Annotated in this window: 19 protein-coding genes; 15 read left to right on the top strand and 4 right to left on the bottom strand. The window is 40.7% G+C overall.

Translation table 11 applies throughout. The features are described 5' to 3' along the window. Positions 1–2: 2 nt before the first annotated feature. Entirely contained in the window at positions 3–653 is a 651-nt protein-coding gene (locus AC0L3Y_RS02300; RefSeq protein ID WP_473468267.1) for an LPP20 family lipoprotein, read from the bottom strand. Positions 654–1,063: 410 nt separating this feature from the next. Between AC0L3Y_RS02300 and dinB the strand changes: the two genes are divergently transcribed. The 7 genes from dinB (at position 1,064) to greB (ending at position 7,085) form a co-directional block, all read left to right on the top strand. Continuing rightward, entirely contained in the window at positions 1,064–2,125 is a 1,062-nt protein-coding gene (gene dinB, locus AC0L3Y_RS02295) for a DNA polymerase IV (RefSeq protein WP_473468265.1), read from the top strand. A gap of 77 nt (positions 2,126–2,202) precedes the next feature. Further along, entirely contained in the window at positions 2,203–3,183 is a 981-nt protein-coding gene (locus AC0L3Y_RS02290) for a hypothetical protein (RefSeq protein WP_473468263.1), read from the top strand. A gap of 79 nt (positions 3,184–3,262) precedes the next feature. Further along, positions 3,263–3,931, top strand: a complete 669-nt coding sequence (locus AC0L3Y_RS02285) for an alpha/beta hydrolase (protein WP_473468261.1) — start codon at positions 3,263–3,265, stop codon at positions 3,929–3,931. Between the two features lie 27 nt (positions 3,932–3,958). Beyond that, positions 3,959–4,768 (top strand): inositol monophosphatase family protein, encoded by an 810-nt coding sequence (locus AC0L3Y_RS02280; RefSeq protein ID WP_473468257.1) that lies wholly within the window; start codon positions 3,959–3,961, stop codon positions 4,766–4,768. Positions 4,769–4,914: 146 nt separating this feature from the next. Then, on the top strand, positions 4,915–5,325 hold the full coding sequence (locus AC0L3Y_RS02275) for a DUF2489 domain-containing protein (protein WP_473468255.1): 411 nt from the start codon (positions 4,915–4,917) through the stop codon (positions 5,323–5,325). Between the two features lie 303 nt (positions 5,326–5,628). Then, positions 5,629–6,459, top strand: a complete 831-nt coding sequence (locus tag AC0L3Y_RS02270; protein ID WP_473468252.1) for a mechanosensitive ion channel family protein — start codon at positions 5,629–5,631, stop codon at positions 6,457–6,459. A gap of 119 nt (positions 6,460–6,578) precedes the next feature. Further along, on the top strand, positions 6,579–7,085 hold the full coding sequence (greB, locus tag AC0L3Y_RS02265; RefSeq protein WP_473468250.1) for a transcription elongation factor GreB: 507 nt from the start codon (positions 6,579–6,581) through the stop codon (positions 7,083–7,085). A gap of 38 nt (positions 7,086–7,123) precedes the next feature. Here the strand turns inward: greB and AC0L3Y_RS02260 are convergent, their stop codons facing one another. From AC0L3Y_RS02260 to AC0L3Y_RS02250, 3 genes are all read right to left on the bottom strand, one after another. Continuing rightward, the gene (locus AC0L3Y_RS02260) at positions 7,124–7,672 is read right to left on the bottom strand and encodes an NUDIX hydrolase (protein ID WP_473468247.1); all 549 of its coding nucleotides are present in this window, start codon (positions 7,670–7,672) and stop codon (positions 7,124–7,126) included. Between the two features lie 9 nt (positions 7,673–7,681). Further along, entirely contained in the window at positions 7,682–8,935 is a 1,254-nt protein-coding gene (locus AC0L3Y_RS02255) for an HlyC/CorC family transporter (RefSeq protein WP_473468245.1), read from the bottom strand. 82 nt (positions 8,936–9,017) lie between these two features. Beyond that, positions 9,018–9,785 carry a cytochrome C assembly family protein gene (locus AC0L3Y_RS02250; RefSeq protein WP_473468242.1) on the bottom strand — a complete coding sequence of 256 codons (768 nt, stop codon included), beginning with the start codon at positions 9,783–9,785 and terminating at the stop codon, positions 9,018–9,020. 128 nt (positions 9,786–9,913) lie between these two features. On the opposite strand from AC0L3Y_RS02250, the gene ffh reads away from it, so the two are divergent. The 8 genes from ffh to thrC all read left to right on the top strand — a co-directional run bounded on the left by ffh (position 9,914) and on the right by thrC (position 17,148). Next, the gene (gene ffh / locus AC0L3Y_RS02245) at positions 9,914–11,296 is read left to right on the top strand and encodes a signal recognition particle protein (protein ID WP_473468239.1); all 1,383 of its coding nucleotides are present in this window, start codon (positions 9,914–9,916) and stop codon (positions 11,294–11,296) included. A gap of 177 nt (positions 11,297–11,473) precedes the next feature. Then, on the top strand, positions 11,474–11,722 hold the full coding sequence (gene rpsP, locus AC0L3Y_RS02240) for a 30S ribosomal protein S16 (protein ID WP_012071436.1): 249 nt from the start codon (positions 11,474–11,476) through the stop codon (positions 11,720–11,722). Positions 11,723–11,737: 15 nt separating this feature from the next. Next, a complete protein-coding gene (gene rimM / locus AC0L3Y_RS02235) occupies positions 11,738–12,283 on the top strand; it encodes a ribosome maturation factor RimM (RefSeq protein ID WP_473468234.1) in 546 nt (181 codons plus the stop codon). 22 nt (positions 12,284–12,305) lie between these two features. Further along, the gene (gene trmD, locus AC0L3Y_RS02230) at positions 12,306–13,058 is read left to right on the top strand and encodes a tRNA (guanosine(37)-N1)-methyltransferase TrmD (protein ID WP_473468232.1); all 753 of its coding nucleotides are present in this window, start codon (positions 12,306–12,308) and stop codon (positions 13,056–13,058) included. 66 nt (positions 13,059–13,124) lie between these two features. After that, positions 13,125–13,487 carry a 50S ribosomal protein L19 gene (gene rplS / locus AC0L3Y_RS02225; RefSeq protein ID WP_473468230.1) on the top strand — a complete coding sequence of 121 codons (363 nt, stop codon included), beginning with the start codon at positions 13,125–13,127 and terminating at the stop codon, positions 13,485–13,487. A gap of 102 nt (positions 13,488–13,589) precedes the next feature. Then, positions 13,590–14,309, top strand: a complete 720-nt coding sequence (locus tag AC0L3Y_RS02220; RefSeq protein WP_473468229.1) for a thioredoxin fold domain-containing protein — start codon at positions 13,590–13,592, stop codon at positions 14,307–14,309. A 138-nt stretch (positions 14,310–14,447) separates the two neighbouring features. Next, positions 14,448–15,749, top strand: coding sequence for a homoserine dehydrogenase (locus AC0L3Y_RS02215; RefSeq protein ID WP_473468227.1), 1,302 nt, complete (start codon positions 14,448–14,450; stop codon positions 15,747–15,749). Positions 15,750–15,762: 13 nt separating this feature from the next. Further along, the gene (gene thrC, locus AC0L3Y_RS02210; protein ID WP_473468226.1) at positions 15,763–17,148 is read left to right on the top strand and encodes a threonine synthase; all 1,386 of its coding nucleotides are present in this window, start codon (positions 15,763–15,765) and stop codon (positions 17,146–17,148) included. Positions 17,149–17,224: the final 76 nt, after the last annotated feature.

The raw sequence follows: 17,224 nt of genomic DNA, 5'->3' as shown, positions 1-17,224 counted from the left end.
TATTATTCAATGCTATAAAAGTTAGTCGTCGGAGCAGAATTTTCGACATTGATCGCGCGGTAACCAGGAGTGACTTGGCAGTTAGGGTTTGAATTAATACCTTGGGCTGAAGTTACGCATTGTCGGAAATTTTCTTGTAAAGCCATTTCAACAACTGTCTCAAATGTACCGTCTTCGTGTTCTCTTTGAGACACAACTTTCGCACCGACCAAATAAGCATCAACGTACGTTCTTAATTCATCATTTTGCAAAACCATATTGCTTAATGAGCTAGAGCCATCGATTTTCAAACCATAAACACGTTCTGACAGGTTTCTATAGGCATCCAACATAGAGCTGCGCAATGTCATGATACGCGCTTGAGATTTGGTTAAGCGTTTATTTGTTGTCATAGCTGCATAACCTGTAGCGGTAACCACAATAGGTTCTTGCTTGATCACAGCAATAGTGTTGTTTGCATTAACTGCACCATTTTGTACATATCCATTGTTTTGAGTGTAGCCAGAATATGACGTATCACCAACGACATTGCCATTACATGGAGCGACAGATGTACAGCCTGTTCCAGCTGTTCCTTGCTGATTAAGGTTTTGGCAACCGGTAAGAATTATTGTGCCTATGGCAATTAAAAAAATTCTAAATGGTAGTGTCATGATGGTGCCCTTTATATAGAAGTCTTTGCCCTAATGCCTCGCATTGAATACGTATAATGCGGCTTTCTTTAAAGCCATTTCAATTTAGCGAATCATTGCTGGGGGCGTTTATTGTGGATAGTTTACCTGAAAAAAAATTATTTTTTAACATAACTAATCTAATGAACAAAATGTAAACTATTTTACTAACTAGCGTCCATGTTTGCGTCCTTAAAAACGTAATTTTCTTTGTTTTTAGTGCTGAAATTATTGTTTTTGTCCTGTTTTATTAAATTTCTCAATTATTTTACTTTATGCGTCGTCTATCTAAAAGAAAGTTTATCTATCCAGTGGCTGAGTTTAGCGATTTTTAATTGCTTTGTTGTATACTGTTTTTTTATACAGTTATGTTAGGTTTGCTTTAAATCTCTATGTTACAAAACCGTAAAATTATTCATATTGATGCCGACTGTTTTTATGCCGCAATAGAGATGCGTGACGATCCTGATTTGCGAGACATTCCAATTGCCATTGGGGGTTCTATTGATCGTCGTGGTGTTTTAGCTACTGCAAATTATGTGGCGCGCGCTTATGGTGTTCGCTCGGCTATGCCAACGTCTGTTGCTAAGCGTCTTTGTCCTTCATTGTTGGTGATTCCTGGTGATATGACTAAATATCGATTTGCTTCTCAGCAAATGCACACAATTTTTCGTGATTATACTGATGTTATTGAGCCATTGTCTTTAGATGAAGCTTATCTTGATGTGACAGGTTCCGAGCATTTTCAAGGTAGCGCTACTCGTATTGCGGAAGAGATTCGCGCTCGAATTTTTGATGAAGTCGGAATCACTGTTTCTGCAGGTGTGGCGACAAATAAGTTCATTGCAAAAGTTGCAAGTGATTGGAAGAAGCCTGATGGTTTAACGGTTGTAACGCCTGAAAAGCAATTCGAATTTGTATCAAATATTCCTGTTAAATCAATATCGGGCATTGGTCGAGTTGCTCAGGAAAAGCTGGCTTCACTGGATGTGTTTAGTTGTGCGGATTTGCAAAAGTTAGACTTCGCGTTATTGCAAAAGAAATTTGGAAGTATGGCGTTTCGATTATCCCAGTTTGCTTTGGGAATTGATAATCGACCGGTGACTATTTCAAGGGAAAGAAAGAGCATTTCTGTTGAGCATACTTTTTCGAAGGATTTGCTTGATCTTAAAGAGTGTTTATCTGTGTTGCCCATGTTGTTGGCAGATTTAAAAAAACGGATGAAGGGAAAAAACGTTGAATCGCAATTGAGTAAATATTATCTGAAAATAAAATTTGATGATTTTAAGCAAACCACAATCGAGCAAGCCATTAAAAGTAAGCTCACAGATGATATGTTTTCTGCTTTGCTGGCGCAGGCTTATTCTCGGTCTAGTCGTCCAGTACGTCTAATTGGTGTGGGGTATCGATTATCTCCCCCTGAACCTCTTCAACTTGTTCTTGCATTTGATTAATCATTTAGTGTAAATGTTGTTTGTTTTTTGTACACCCAACTATACTGAGTAAAATAATTTGTATAGGGGTGTTCATCATGCTTAAGCAACATAATAAATCTAACTATATACATACGAGTCAACCAGACTCCTTATCACATCGACTGCGTTTTGAAGTAGGGCAAACTTTGGCTTCTTTATATGCGGATTCCTCCTTGATTGATCAGCTTGATAGTTTGTATTTGCCTTTTTCTAACTGGATAGATAAAAAGGCCAGTACAGGGAAAGGCCCTTTGTTTGTAGGTGTTGGTGGTGCTCAGGGGTGTGGGAAAACGACCTTCTGTAGTGTGATTAGTCGAGTGTTACATAAGGGGTTTAATTTAAACTGTATTGTGCTGAGTTTGGATGACTTGTATAGCACTCGATATGATCGCCTGAAATATGCGAAACAAACAGTAGACATGTTTTCCGTCAGAGGTGTGCCAGGGACTCATGATGTTGAGCTGGCGATGGTGCTCTTTGAGAGATTAAAAAACCTTAAAGAAGGTGAGGTGATGCGGCTTCCTTGTTTTGATAAGTCGATAGATGACCGTAAAGCAGTGCATTTATGGCAAGAGGTTCAAGGTCCTGTTGATGTTGTCTTATTTGAAGGTTGGTGTGTTGGTGCGCCACCGATGAATAATGCTTTAAAACGTCCAATAAACCAGCTTGAGAAAGAAATAGATGTAGATGGTTTATGGCGGAAAACAATTAACCAGCATCTAAAGAAAGATTATAAGAACTTGTTTTCCAAAATTGATTTGATGGTTTGGATGCAGGCGCCTCATTATGATGTTGTTTATAACTGGCGTAACAAGCAAGAGAGAATGTTAGAAAAACATTTGCATGATATTCACGGCATTTTATTGGATACAATTGACTTAAAAGTGATGTCTGAAAAGGAGTTAAAGCGTTTTATACAATATTATGAGCGACTGACTCGTCATTTGTTGGCTGTGATGCCTGATCAAGCTGATGTGCTTTTTAAATTGAATGAGGCTCAAGAAGTAATTGAGGTACGTTTTCCTGTTGAGCACTAGGTTTACTATGTCGAGTGAGGACCTTCAGTATGATAGGCTATAGCGAACTGATATAGCCTATTTTTTGGAGAGTTAAAGAATGACCGACTTATTACCTTCTGTCATCGTGGAAACCAGTTCTCAACCTGATGCCGCCATTATCTGGTTGCATGGGCTTGGTTCCGATGGTCATGATTTTGAGTCTTTAGTGCCTGCTTTGTCTTTATCGTCAGATCTCGGTGTGCGTTTTGTTTTTCCCCATGCACCTAAACGGCCAGTAACAATTAATGGCGGCATGGCGATGCGTGCTTGGTATGATATTTATGAAATGACGTTGGATCGAAAAGTCGATATGGCGAATATTGATGAATCTTATGAGCAAGTAGAAGCTTTGATTGAGGATCAAATTAATAAGGGAATTTCTGCTAGTCGCATTATATTAGCAGGTTTTTCTCAGGGTGGAGTGATTGCCTACCAAGCCGCATTGAGAACAAAGCATACCTTGGCTGGTGTTCTTGCGTTATCAACTTATTTGGTTAAGGGTGATGAAGTGCCAGAAGCGACAGATTGCGTCAATGGTAATACACCTATTTTGATTCATCATGGGCTACAAGATCCTGTTGTTGTGCCAGCTTTAGGAATTCAAGCAAGAGATTTGTTGGTTTCCAAGGGCTTTTCTGTTTCATACCAGTCTTATGAAATGCCCCATTCTGTTTGCCCTGAACAGGTTCAAGATATTTCCGTTTGGCTGAATGGTCGCTTAGCTTAATTTACTCTATATGGCTTGGTTCTTATTATGACGAATAGTGTGCACCTTGAATGGTTGGAGTTCGCTAAAATACTTGCTGTAAGCGCAGGTGATATGATGGTTGAAGCGCGAAATAAAGCGGTGTTTGTTCGAGATTATAAAAATGATCATGAACTGGTAACTACAACTGATTTGGCGATTGATCAGTATTTATGTGCTCATATAATGCAGCGTTATCCAGATCATCTTATTTTGTCGGAAGAGTCTTCACCTGATATTGAGCTTGTTTCTATAGATGTACCTGTGTGGGTTATCGATCCTATTGATGGCACAGTAAATTTTGCTCATGGACATGCTCATGTTGCGGTTTCAATTGGCTTGTATTTGAGAGGAGAGCGAATCGTTGGAGTGGTGAATGCGCCATTTCTTAATGAATGCTATTGGTCCTGTAAGTCACATGGTGCGTATTGTAATAATGAGCGACTCTCTGTCTCTGATAATTCAGTATTGCGTAATGCATTAGTGGCAACTGGTTTCCCTTATAGCAAAGATGCTCTAGGGCCGATAATTGAGCGTGTTTCTCGTGTCTTGCATGCTTGTCAGGATGTGCGGCGCAACGGTTCTGCTGCGTTGGATTTATGTTGGGTGGCGACAGGGCGTTTGGATGCGTATTTCGAAACGGTAAAACCTTGGGATATGGCGGCGGGTGCTCTTATTGCGGAAGAAGCAGGGGCAAAAGTTGGGCGTTATTCTACCAGTCAAAGTCATTGGCCTGAGGCTATTGATGGTGAGTCTTTGTTGGTGTCATCGCCGGTTTTATTTGATGACTTATTTGCTTTGTTACAACTTAATAAATAGCTTTTTTCTAAGTTGAATGATGGTAATGTGAGTCGGTTTTTTATAAGAAAATGAGTCAGATGTGATGGCTTGGTATATTGCTTTGGATTAAATTTATTATGTCTTTAACTGTGTTTTTAGTTTTTTTGTTTATAGCTATAGGTGTTATGGCTATATCTATTTGGTTTATTTTTCGTCAGCTCAAACTTAATCGAATGCGTAAGCAGAGAGTTGTGGATGGTGAGGCGCGAATAATTGTAGAGCGTCAGAAACGTATTGATAGTATCAATGTACTTTTGAAGGTTGCCAATACCAATGAGATGAGCTGGATCGAAGCGAGTATTAGAATTAAAAATTTGCTAGATCAATTAGGTGTTGATCTGTCTGAGCATGAGGATATTTCTGCTTTCTATATTGTGACGGAAAAGACGGAGCATATTCCAACGCATGAACAATGGAAGGATTTACCTAAGGAAGCCAAGGTGAAGTTTCGTCGGGAAATGGAGGCTTGTGAAAAAGCCCACGTCGAGCATTTGTTGCGTGCTAGGAGTTCTCTTAGTGTCCATTCTTTCACTTAATACCTTATACCTGTGAGTGGTTATTACATTTTTTCTTAAGAATATAGTGTGTTTTTGTTAATGAGGGCTAAATGTACAGCTTTGTTGGTTTTAAGCTTGTATGTCTTTATTGGCGGGCTTTTGAAGGCTTTTTGTATTTAAACATCTTTACGATAAAGCTGTTTATTTATGAATAAGTATTGTGTACAACCTATTCATTCATTAAATAGCCATGAAAATATGGTTATTTAGTAGAAGTAAAAATGTGAGTAGAAAACGCTATTTAGCGTGTTTTTATCAACGGATAATAATGGAGTAAGTGATATGAATGATATGCAGGAATTATTGGACCAAGGGTCCGAATGGTTGCCACTGGTAATGGATGGGTTGATTAACTTGCTCATGGGTTTGGTTATATTTTTTATTGGCAAGTTTGTTGCCTCTAAAGTAGCCAAATGGTGTGAAAATCGCATGTTGAAATCTTCCGTTGATAAAGCCGTAGCAGGCTTTACATCAAGCATTCTTTACGCTTTGATGTTTGCGGCAATTGCATTGATGGCGTTGGGTCAGATTGGTGTCGAAACAACTTCCTTTATTGCGATTCTTGGTGCGGCAGGTTTGGCTGTTGGTTTAGCACTGCAGGGTTCATTATCTAACTTCGCATCAGGTGTTCTGATTATTATCTTGCGACCTTTTAAAAGCGGTGATTTCATCGATGGTGCAGGCCAGATGGGTACGGTAGATCGTATCGAACTGTTCCATACTTATTTAAAAACAACAGATAATCGTGTTGTTATTATCCCTAATTCAGCAATGATGAATGGCTCGATTGTTAACTTTTCTCGTGAAAAGACGCGTCGTGTAGATCTTGTTGTTGGTATTAGCTATGACGCAGACATTCGTTTGGCAAAACAAATTATGCAAGAAATTGTTTTGGCAGATGATCGCATTTTAAAAGATCCTGAATGTACTATTGCTGTTTCTGAATTGGCGGATAGTTCTGTGAATTTTGTTGTTCGCCCTTGGGTGAATGCTGCTGACTATTGGACGGTTCGTGCAGATCTTCTTGAGAAAGTGAAGTATGCATTTGATGAGCGTGGTGTTGGTATTCCTTATCCACAAATGGATGTTCATCTTCATAAGCAAGAGTCATAATATCTGAGATTCACGTTTTCAAAATGTCGCCAAGTGATTGCTATTGCTTGGCGGCATTTTTGTTTCTATTGTTGAGTCATTGCTCGCGTGTTTAATTTTTTAATTCTAGGTTGTTGCTAATGAGTCGATATCGTCCTCCGTCCCCACCAAAATCTGCTTACATTACTCAGGAAGGGGCTCAGGCTTTATTGGCAGAATTAAAGTATCTGTGGAAGGAAAAACGTCCCGCTGTCACAGAGACGGTTCGTGAGGCTGCTGCACAAGGCGACCGTTCTGAAAATGCAGAATACATATACGGAAAAAAGCAGCTGCGTGAGATAGATGGTCGAGTACGATATTTAGAAAAGCGTTTAGAGGCTTACACAGTGGTAGATCGTTTTCCTAGTGATCAAAAGCGTGTGTTTTTTGGTGCTTGGGTTACTTTGGAGGATGAAAGTGGTGAGCTTAAAGAGTATCGTATTGTTGGTCCGGACGAACTGGATCATCATACTAGCTATATTAGCATTGACTCTCCTGTAGCTCGTGCATTACTTAAAAAACAAGAGGGTGATGAGGTGACTATTCATCTTGCAGCAAGTGAGAAGACTTATTTTATTGAGACAATTGAGTATCGTAATTCAATATAGTAGATATTAAGGTGATTCAACAATTACTTGGTGGAGCCTTAATCGGCAGATAATTGGTTGGCAGTGATAACTTCATCATGTAGTCGATATTGACCAGCTTTATGGTCTTTAATGAAGTGTTTCAGAGTTTTACTCACACTGCTAAAAGCCAATTCATCCCAAGGGATTTGATCTAAATCGAATAACTCCACCTCTGAGCTTTCTGCTGTTGGATGGAAGTCGTCTTTTTCTAATTCTGCTAGGTAAAAAATATGAACCTGATTGATGTGTGGGATGCTAAACATACTAAATAGCTGGATGCATTTTGCCACAGATCCACTTTCTTCTAAGGTTTCTCTGAGTGCGCCTTCACTTGCGCTTTCTTGATTTTCCATGAAGCCTGCAGGTAATGTCCAGAAACCTAAGCGAGGCTCTATATTTCTTCGACACAATAGGACTTTTCCGTCATAAAGAGGAATAGTTCCTGTTATCATTCTTGGATTGTCATACTCTATGTGTTCACAATTTGGGCACACTGCTCTAATGCGATTATCCCCAATAGGGATGGTCATGTTTACGGAGTGACCGCATTTCGAGCAGTATCTCATTGTGTTCCCTTAGCGTTTTAGGTGAAGTTTCGCGTATTTGACAACTTTATCTTCTATTTCTTGAATCTCTATCATGTAGTGCCCAACCCATAGGCTGATTGGGTGCTCTGGAATGAATTCTAGTGTTTCAATGATGAGGCCGTTTAGTGTTTTGGGGCCATCAGTTGGTAAGTGCCAATCTAATACCTTATTGATTTCTCTGATGTGGGTTGAGCCTTCAATTCTAAATGAACCATCATCTAGTGTTTGAATTTCTTCTTCTTCATCTTGAGTTGGTGTGAATTCACCTACTATCTCTTCAAGTACATCTTCCAGTGCGGCAATACCTTGTACATCGCCATATTCATCAACAACGACACCCATTTGTTGGTGATCTTTTTGGAAATTTAATAGCACAGTGTTTAGTGAGGTGCTTTCTGGGATAAAGTAAGGTTCGACAGTCGCTTTTAAAAGAGCTGCTTTAGATGGTGTTGGGTCACGAAGGAAAACTGCGGCGTGTCTAGCATGCAGAATACCAATGACTTTATTTATCTCGCCATTATAGACTGGCATCCTTGTGTGTCTGCTTTGGCAGATTTGATCGATGATTTCTTCAATGGAGTCTTCAATGTCGATACCAACAACCTCATTACGAGGGATCATTATGTCTTCAACAGATACTTTTTCTAAATCTAAAATAGAAATTAGCATTTCCTGGTGGGCAGCAGGAATTAAGCCGCTAGCTTCGTTCACGACGGTTCTGAGCTCTTCAGAATCAAGTGTGTCGTGATTGTTTTGAGAGGCGTGAACACCAATTAAGCGCAATAAACCATTTGATAAGCCATTTACAATCCATACTAACGGGTAAAGTGCTTTTAATAGAATGGCTAGTATCCAAGAAGCAGGGAAGGCTATTTTTTCTGGATGAATAGCTGCTAACGTTTTTGGCGTAACTTCTGCGAAAATCAATACAACCATGGTAAGTGCTGCTGTTGCTATTGCTATACCAGCATCGCCCCATAGGCGAACGGCAATGATAGTTGCAATTGCGGAGGCAAGGATATTAACAAAGTTATTTCCTATTAAAATAACACCAATAAGTCTATCTGGTCGTTCAAGAAGGGAGCTTACTTTCATTGCAGATCGGTTCTTATTTTTCACAAGGTGCTTGAGGCGATATTTATTAATCGACAGCATCCCTGTTTCAGAACTCGAAAAGAAAGCAGAAAGCAAAATTAGACAGAAAAGTATTCCACCAAGAATACCTAAGGGTACTTCGTTCAAAAAGGGATCGCCTCAATTATTTAGATAAAAGGATTATTGGTTCTTAAGATCTTGCTGTCAAACTACTTCGTCAATTTGTAGACTATTGTAGTAATATTTGTAAAACGATTTTACTTCCGAAGTAACCAAGCATTAGTAGAAAAAAGCCACTAAGAGTTAGCTTGACTGCTAATTGGCCACGCCAACCAACTAAATGTCTGCCCAATAAAAGACCAGAAAAAACGAACCAAGAGGCAATGGTGAAAAAAGTTTTATGAGCAAGGTGTTGTGCGAACATGTCTTCAATAAAATAGAAGCCCGTTGCGATGGTAATCGTAAGTAAGATGAATGCGGCCCAGATAAATTCAAACATCAGTTGCTCTAAAATTTGTAATGGAGGGACTCTAAGCAATTGCTTTAATTTATGGTGCTTTAGTTGGTACTCTTGGATTGATAGTAAAATAGCGACGCCGCAGGCCGCAGTGAACAAACTATAAGCTGCAGAGGCAATAAGAATGTGGGCGCTTGTTCCCCAGGAGCTGCTATATAATTGCATTAGGTTCCATGGTTCAATTGCATTTAAGCCAATAATAATTGAACCTAGCGAAAATGCGGCTCCTAGTAGAATGGATAGGTCTTTATCTCGGTTGCTAAACCAGAGGAGGCTATTGCCGATTAGCGCAATTAATAATCCAATGGTTAAAAAATTAAAACCATCACGATTGAGTAATAATTGCGTTAGTGAAAAAGTGTGCACCGCGATTGCGAAAGCACCTATGTATTGTGTGAGGCGTTGTTCTGGGCGAAAGAAGTACGCTGCGCTAGCAACTAAACAAACAATACAAGCAAGCCAAAGCGATAATTGAATCATGAAACTAAAGGTTCCGCAGAGTAAAGGTATAGGGTGAAAATCATTTATCCGTTATAATAGAGCCAATTTCACCTTGGATAAACTGAAACTGTAGGTTTTTTCCATTTAGAGCCAAATTTGAGGGCAATATGTTCGACAATTTATCGAATCGTTTAACTTCCTCGCTTGACCGTATTCGAGGTCGAGCTAAATTAACTGAAGATAATATACAGGAAGTCCTGCGTGAAGTACGTATGGCGCTTCTTGAGGCAGATGTTGCGCTACCTGTAGTAAAAGACTTTATTGCTGCTGTTAAAGAACGTGCGGTAGGTACTGAGGTTTCAAAAAGCCTAAGTCCTGGTCAAGTTTTCTTGAAGATAGTTAAGCAAGAACTTGAAAATGTAATGGGGCAAGCAAACGATGGCTTAAATCTTCGTGTTGCGAGTCCAGCTGTTATTTTATTGGCAGGTTTACAGGGGGCTGGTAAAACGACTTCTGCCGCTAAGTTGGCAAAATATTTAAAAGAACGTGAAAAGAAATCCGTTTCCGTTGTTAGTGCCGATGTGTATCGTCCAGCTGCAATTAAACAGCTTGAAACTCTTGCTGGCGAAGTAGGTGTGGATTTTATTCCGAGCGATTTGTCGCAAAAACCTATTGATATTGTTAATGGTGCCATCGATTACGCCAAGAAAGCGCACAAAGATGTTTTGATCGTTGATACCGCGGGTCGTTTATCCGTTGATGAAGATATGATGGCGGAGATCAAAGCTCTGCATGCTGCGGTAAATCCAATCGAGACTTTGTTTGTCGTGGACGCGATGACAGGGCAAGATGCAGCGAATACCGCGAAAGCTTTTGGTGATGTGCTGCCGTTAACCGGTGTTATCTTAACGAAAACAGATGGTGATGCCCGTGGCGGTGCGGCTTTATCTGTTCGTCATATTACTGGTAAGCCAATTAAGTTCTTGGGTGTCGGTGAAAAGACAGATGCGCTAGAGCCATTTCATCCTGATCGCCTTGCTTCTCGTATTCTGGGGATGGGGGATATGCTTTCTTTAATAGAGGAAGCAGAGCAAAAAATAGATAAAGAAAAAGCCGAGAAACTTGCTGGGAAATTGAAAAAAGGCAAGGGCTTTGATTTAGAAGACTTTAAAGAGCAGCTTCAGCAAATGAAAAACATGGGGGGCATGAGTTCCATGTTAGATAAGCTTCCAGGTATGGGGCAGCTAGGGAATATCCAAGACAAAGTGAACGACAAAATGTTTGTTCAGATGGAAGCCTTAATTAACTCTATGACACCGGCAGAGCGTCGTAATCCTGATGTTATAAATGGTTCTAGAAAAAAACGTATTTCAGCAGGTGCTGGTTTGCAAATTCAAGATTTGAACCGTTTGCTTAAGCAGCACAAACAAATGCAAAAAATGATGAAGAAATTTAGCTCTAAAGGTGGAATGCAGAAAATGATGCGTGGCCTAGGCGGAATGATGCCCGGTGGTGGTATGCCCGGAGGCGGTGGTTTCCCTAAAATGTAGAGCTAATTAGCTGTTTTTGCTGGTGGTTTTCAAAAAACTGTCAGTTTAATTGAAAGGGCGAGCAAATCGCCCTTTTGTTTTTCTGGTTTATCGACTAGAATATGCCGCCTTCTTGTAGTATGAGTCTAAAATTCGACTCGGCAAGGGGGTTTCGTTAAGCAATAAGGAGCCAATAATATGGTAACTATTCGTCTTTCTCGTGGTGGCTCTAAAAAGCGCCCATTCTATCATTTGAACGTGGCTGATAGCCGTCGTGCACGTGATGGTCGTTACATCGAGCGTTTGGGTTTCTTTAACCCTGTTGCTCGTGGTCAAGAAGAACGTCTACGCATCGATTTAGATCGCGTAAATCATTGGGTTAGCCAAGGCGCTCAACTTTCTGACCGTGCTGCGCAGCTTGTAAAAGATGCTAGCAAAAACGCTTAATATTGAGGTAATGCTATGTCTACATTAAAACAAGCGGCCGCTCCTGAGCAAGCCCTTGTCGTTGGACGCATTACATCGGTTTACGGCGTTAAAGGGTGGGTGAAGTTATATTCACACACTGATCCAATGCAAGGAATCTTTGATTACAAGCATTGGTGGTTGAAAACCCCTAGTGGGTGGAAAACCATAGAATTAAGCCAAGGGCGTTTGCAAGGGCGTGGTTTGGTTGCATCGGTTAAAGGTTATAGCGACAGAGATCAAGTAAAAGAGATCTGCGGTATGGATGTTTATATCGATAGCAAAGAGCTACCGGCATTAGATGAAGGTGATTATTACTGGAGTCAGCTGGAAGGTCTAAGGGTTGTTACCAAAGAGGGTGTCCTCTTGGGGAAGGTTTCTCAGCTTATGGAAACCGGTGCGAATGATGTTGTTGTTATCCGTGCGTGTGAAGGTAGTTTTGACCGTGAAGAACGCCTGATTCCTTATGCTCCTGGAACGTATGTTTTAAATGTCAATTTAGAGCTGCAGGAAATGGTAGTTGATTGGGATCCGGAATTTTAACCAGAGAAGCTGAGGTCGCAACGTGAAGGTTAGCGTTATATCGCTCTTTCCGGAAATGTTTCAAGCCATTACTCAATATGGAGTAACGGGCAGAGCCATTAAGTCTGGTTTGGTTGAAGTGGATTTTTTTAATCCTCGAGACTTTACTTATGACAAGCATAAGACAGTAGATGATCGACCTTATGGTGGTGGTCCTGGGATGCTGATGAAAGTTCAGCCTCTTAAAGATGCGATTGAGAGTGCTAAGAAATTGGTGCCCAATGCAAAAGTTATTTATCTATCCCCTCAAGGGCGTACGCTAACGCAAGAAGGCGTGCAACACCTCGCTAAGCAAGCAGAATTTATTCTGGTAGCAGGTCGTTATGAAGGCGTTGATGAGCGTTTTATTCAATCTGAGATTGATGAAGAATGGTCCATTGGTGACTTTGTCCTAAGTGGTGGTGAGTTGCCGGCAATGGTGCTCATGGATACTGTATTTCGTATGGTTCCTGGAGTGCTAGGAAAGAAGGCTTCTGCAGACGAGGACTCGTTTGTTGATGGTTTGTTAGATTGCCCGCATTATACTCGCCCAGAAGTGCTAAACGGTGAACCCGTGCCGGCAGTGCTGCTTAGTGGCAACCACGAGGAGATTAGACGCTGGCGATTAAAGCAAAAGCTCGGAAGAACTTTTCAGCGCCGGCCAGACCTTCTGCAAGAACTTGAGTTGGACAAGGAACAGCAGAAGTTGTTAGAAGAGTTTATTCGCGAAACTGAAGATTCAACCTCGGCAGAGTAAGAATTGCGGCTTATTAGTAGGAAACCTTCGTGCTAATAAGAAACTATATTATTGGGAGTCACATCCATGAGTAATAAAACGACATTGATTCAGCAGATAGAAGCTGAACAGATGACAAAAGAAATCCCAGCCTTCGGTCCTGGTGATACTGTTGTTGTCCAAGTTAAAGTAAAAGAAGGTTCACGTGAGCGTCTACAGGCCTATGAAGGTATTGTAATTGCTAAGCGTAACCGTGGTCTTAACTCAGCATTTACTGTTCGTAAAATTTCTAACGGTATTGGTGTTGAGCGTGCTTTTCAAACTTACAGCCCATTAGTTGATAGCATCGAAGTTAAGCGTCGCGGTGACGTACGTCAAGCTAAGATCTACTACCTACGCGAGCGTTCTGGTAAGTCTGCACGTATTAAAGAAAAATTGACTAAACGTTAATTTTTTCTGTTTCAAAAAAGGCGACGTAAGTCGCCTTTTTTTATGGAACTAACTCCCTTCTATATGGCCTAATAGAGACTATTTTTCTCTTTGAGGTTCTTCATGAATAAAATCTTCCTTTTGTTGTCTCGTAAATCCATTTTGGGCGCAGCATTTTTATTGTTCTCTAATATCATTTTTGCTAATGAATCTGATGTTTTGTCTTCTGTGCAAGCAGCTTTACCTCAGTATGAAATAGAAAATGTTGTATTGCATGAAGGTGCTGAGCTGTACGTGGTGAGCCTCAAGGGTGGGCCGGTATTGCATGTCACTAAAGATGGTAAGTATTTTGTCGCTGGTGACCTTTATCGTATAGAAGGAACTTTGCTTGAAAATGAAACTGAGAAAGCCAAGCTTGCTAAAATTGAAGCCTTGCCAGAAGCGGATATGATTGTTTATAAGGCAGAGAACGAAAAAGCTCATATTACTGTCTTTACTGATGTGGATTGTGTCTACTGTCGAATGCTTCATAAAGAAGTTTCCCAGCTCAATAATTCTGGTGTGACAGTGCGTTATTTGGCTTACCCTAGATCAGGCATTGGTTCTGAGTCTTATCAAAAAATGGTGAGCGTTTGGTGTTCTGACAATCCTAAAGAATGGCTTTCTGATGCAAAACTAGGCAAACAAATCCCAGAAAATAAGTGTGTTAATCCAGTTGCTGATCAATATAATCTAGGTAACGAAGTTGGTGTGCGTGGCACTCCAAGTATTGTCTTAGGTGATGGTACGCTTTTGCCTGGGTATTTGCCTGCTGTTGAATTGGTTAAACGTCTTGGGTTATAGCCTTATCGCAAAATATTACACCAAACAAAAGGCTACTTCAGCCTTTTGTACGTTGGGTTTGCGTAGTACTGTCGGTATAATGAATCAGTTTTATATTAATCACTTATAATAATTAAGTTATCTCTGTGGGGTATTGTTTTGAAACCGGTAAAAGTCGGAATTTGTGGGCTGGGAACTGTTGGGTCCGGCAGTTTTAACATTCTTCGGAATAATGCGGAAGAGATTACACGACGTGTTGGCCGTAGTATTGTGATTGAGCAAATTGGTGCTCGTCGTGATAACGATATGTGTGACACCACAGGTATGAATGTTACACGTGACATTTTCGACGTTGTTAATAATCCAGAGATTGATATTGTACTGGAATTGATTGGCGGTACTTCGGTTGCTAAAGAATTAGTCCTGACAGCAATTGCGAACGGTAAACATGTTGTGACAGCAAATAAAGCGCTTATTGCTGAGCATGGCAATGAGATCTTTGCTAGGGCCCAAGAAAAGGGTGTTATTGTTGCTTTTGAAGCGGCGGTTGCGGGCGGTATTCCAATTATTAAAACCTTACGCGAAGGTTTATCTGCAAATCGAATTGATTGGTTGGCTGGTATTATTAACGGTACAGGTAACTTTATTCTTTCTGAAATGAGTGAAAAACAGCGCGATTTCGATGATGTTTTAGCGGAAGCTCAAGCTCTCGGGTATGCTGAAGCGGATCCGACCTTTGATGTTGAAGGAATTGATGCTGCCCATAAGTTGACAATTCTTGCTTCTATTGCATTTGGTATTCCTCTTCAGTTTGAGAAAACATACACAGAAGGTATCAGCCGAATTACTGCTGAAGACGTGGCATTTGCTGATCAGCTTGGTTACTCGATTAAACATCTAGGTATTGCGCGACGAGCTCAGCATGGTATTGAATTGCGTGTTCATCCTACTTTGGTTTCACATAAACAATTACTTGCTAATGTGAATGGTGTAATGAATGCCATCATGGTTCAAGGTGATGTTGTTGGGCCTACATTGACTTACGGTGCAGGTGCAGGTGCTTTGCCGACGGGTTCTTCTGTCGTGGCTGATGTTATTGATGTTGCTCGTACCTTGACTATTGATCCAACGAATCGAGTCCCTCATTTAGCTTTCCAAGCAGATGCCTTGTCTGATATGGAAATATTGCCAATTGAAGAAATCGAATGTGGTTTCTTTTTGAATATGACGATTCAAGATCGTGCAGGCGTATTGGCGAATATTACACAGATTTTATCTTTGAATGGAATCAGTATTGAATCATTGATTCAGCGTGAACGAGAGGGCAGTGATTTAGTGCCCCTCGTTGTTATGACTCATGATGTGAAAGAGCGCAATATGAATACAGCTATTGCTGCGATTGAAGCCTTACCGGATGTTGCAGGTACTGTTCAGCGAATCCGTGTCGAAAACTTGGCGTAAGAGAGAATAAGATATGAAATACATTTCTACTCGTGGCAAAGCACCTGCATTGTCTTTTGCTGATGTGCTACTGGCTGGTTTGGCAAATGATGGCGGCTTGTATGTGCCAGAAAGTTTGCCCCATTACAGTAAAGAAGAGATTGCTTCATGGGCAAATCTTTCTTATCAAGAGTTAGCATTTAAAGTGATGTGGCCTTTTGTTGAAGGTGATATTCCTGAGAGCGAATTTAAACGAATGATTGATGAAGCTTATGCTGGTTTTAATCATTCTTCTATTGCGCCTATGGTTCAAGTGGGAAATAACGAATGGATCTTGGAGTTATTCCGTGGCCCTACGTTAGCTTTTAAAGACTTTGCATTGCAATTGCTGGGTCGTTTAATGGACTACGTTTTATCTGAACGCAAAGAAAAACTTGTGATTTTGGGTGCGACGTCTGGTGATACGGGATCTGCTGCTATCGAAGGTTGTCGTCATTCAGGGCATCTCGATATCTTCATCTTGCATCCTTTTGAGCGTGTTTCTGAAGTGCAACGCCGTCAAATGACAACTGTCATTGACGACAATGTCTTTAACATTGCCGTGAAAGGAAATTTTGATGATTGTCAGGGTATGGTTAAGTCCAGCTTTGCAGATCAAAGCTTTTTGAAAGGTGCTAAGTTAGGTGCGGTAAATTCAATAAATTGGGCGCGTATTATGGCTCAAATCGTTTACTACTTTTCTTCTGCCTTGTCTGTTGGTGCGCCGCATCGTGAGGTGTCTTTTTCTGTTCCGACGGGTAACTTTGGCGATATTTTTGCCGGTTATCTAGCGAAGAAAATGGGCTTGCCAATCGATCAACTTGTTGTAGCAACCAACAAAAACGATATCTTACATCGTGTTATTGCTGAGAATGACATGAGCCGTCAATCGTTAAACGTTACCTTGTCTCCAAGTATGGACATCATGGTATCGAGCAACTTCGAACGTCTATTGTTTGATGCTCATGGACGTGATGGGGTGGCTATTGATGATTTAATGGCGCGCTTTAATCAAGGTGATGTGTCTCTGAATGACCAAGCTTGGTCTTATGTAAAAGAGAACTTTGATAGCTATAAAGTCGATGATAAGAAAACCTGTGAAGTGATTGCTGATGTATTCGCATCAACTCAATATTTGCTTGACCCGCATACGGCAATTGGTCTTGAAGCGGCTCGCCATTGCTGGAAAAACAAATCTGTACCTATGATTACTTTAGCTACAGCGCATCCGGTTAAGTTTCCAGATGCCGTTGAGAAGGCGGGTTGTCAAACACCAAGGCTGCCTGAGCACATGAAAGACCTTTTTGAGCGTCAAGAGTCTTATGAAGTGTTGGATAATAATTTGAGTGATGTCCAAGCTTTTGTTGCTAAACACATCTGATTGCGTCTATTGAACTAATGAAGCGGCCAATCCATGATTGGCCGTTTTTGTATTCCCTATCAACCATTATAGGTAA

This window comes from Marinomonas sp. GJ51-14, from assembly GCF_055808695.1.
The sequence above is the reverse complement of the archived record's forward strand: the minus strand, read 5'-3'. Positions and strand labels throughout refer to the sequence as shown.

Excerpts from the sequence above, each read along its gene's own strand:
- AC0L3Y_RS02300 (WP_473468267.1), bottom strand. The coding sequence starts at position 653 with ATGACACTACCATTTAGAATTTTTTTAATTGCCATAGGCACAATAATT.
- dinB (WP_473468265.1), top strand. The coding sequence starts at position 1,064 with ATGTTACAAAACCGTAAAATTATTCATATTGATGCCGACTGTTTTTAT.
- AC0L3Y_RS02290 (WP_473468263.1), top strand. The coding sequence starts at position 2,203 with ATGCTTAAGCAACATAATAAATCTAACTATATACATACGAGTCAACCA.
- AC0L3Y_RS02285 (WP_473468261.1), top strand. The coding sequence starts at position 3,263 with ATGACCGACTTATTACCTTCTGTCATCGTGGAAACCAGTTCTCAACCT.
- AC0L3Y_RS02280 (WP_473468257.1), top strand. The coding sequence starts at position 3,959 with ATGACGAATAGTGTGCACCTTGAATGGTTGGAGTTCGCTAAAATACTT.
- AC0L3Y_RS02275 (WP_473468255.1), top strand. The coding sequence starts at position 4,915 with ATGGCTATATCTATTTGGTTTATTTTTCGTCAGCTCAAACTTAATCGA.
- AC0L3Y_RS02270 (WP_473468252.1), top strand. The coding sequence starts at position 5,629 with ATGAATGATATGCAGGAATTATTGGACCAAGGGTCCGAATGGTTGCCA.
- greB (WP_473468250.1), top strand. The coding sequence starts at position 6,579 with ATGAGTCGATATCGTCCTCCGTCCCCACCAAAATCTGCTTACATTACT.
- AC0L3Y_RS02260 (WP_473468247.1), bottom strand. The coding sequence starts at position 7,672 with ATGAGATACTGCTCGAAATGCGGTCACTCCGTAAACATGACCATCCCT.
- AC0L3Y_RS02250 (WP_473468242.1), bottom strand. The coding sequence starts at position 9,785 with ATGATTCAATTATCGCTTTGGCTTGCTTGTATTGTTTGTTTAGTTGCT.
- ffh (WP_473468239.1), top strand. The coding sequence starts at position 9,914 with ATGTTCGACAATTTATCGAATCGTTTAACTTCCTCGCTTGACCGTATT.
- rpsP (WP_012071436.1), top strand. The coding sequence starts at position 11,474 with ATGGTAACTATTCGTCTTTCTCGTGGTGGCTCTAAAAAGCGCCCATTC.
- rimM (WP_473468234.1), top strand. The coding sequence starts at position 11,738 with ATGTCTACATTAAAACAAGCGGCCGCTCCTGAGCAAGCCCTTGTCGTT.
- rplS (WP_473468230.1), top strand. The coding sequence starts at position 13,125 with ATGAGTAATAAAACGACATTGATTCAGCAGATAGAAGCTGAACAGATG.
- AC0L3Y_RS02220 (WP_473468229.1), top strand. The coding sequence starts at position 13,590 with ATGAATAAAATCTTCCTTTTGTTGTCTCGTAAATCCATTTTGGGCGCA.
- thrC (WP_473468226.1), top strand. The coding sequence starts at position 15,763 with ATGAAATACATTTCTACTCGTGGCAAAGCACCTGCATTGTCTTTTGCT.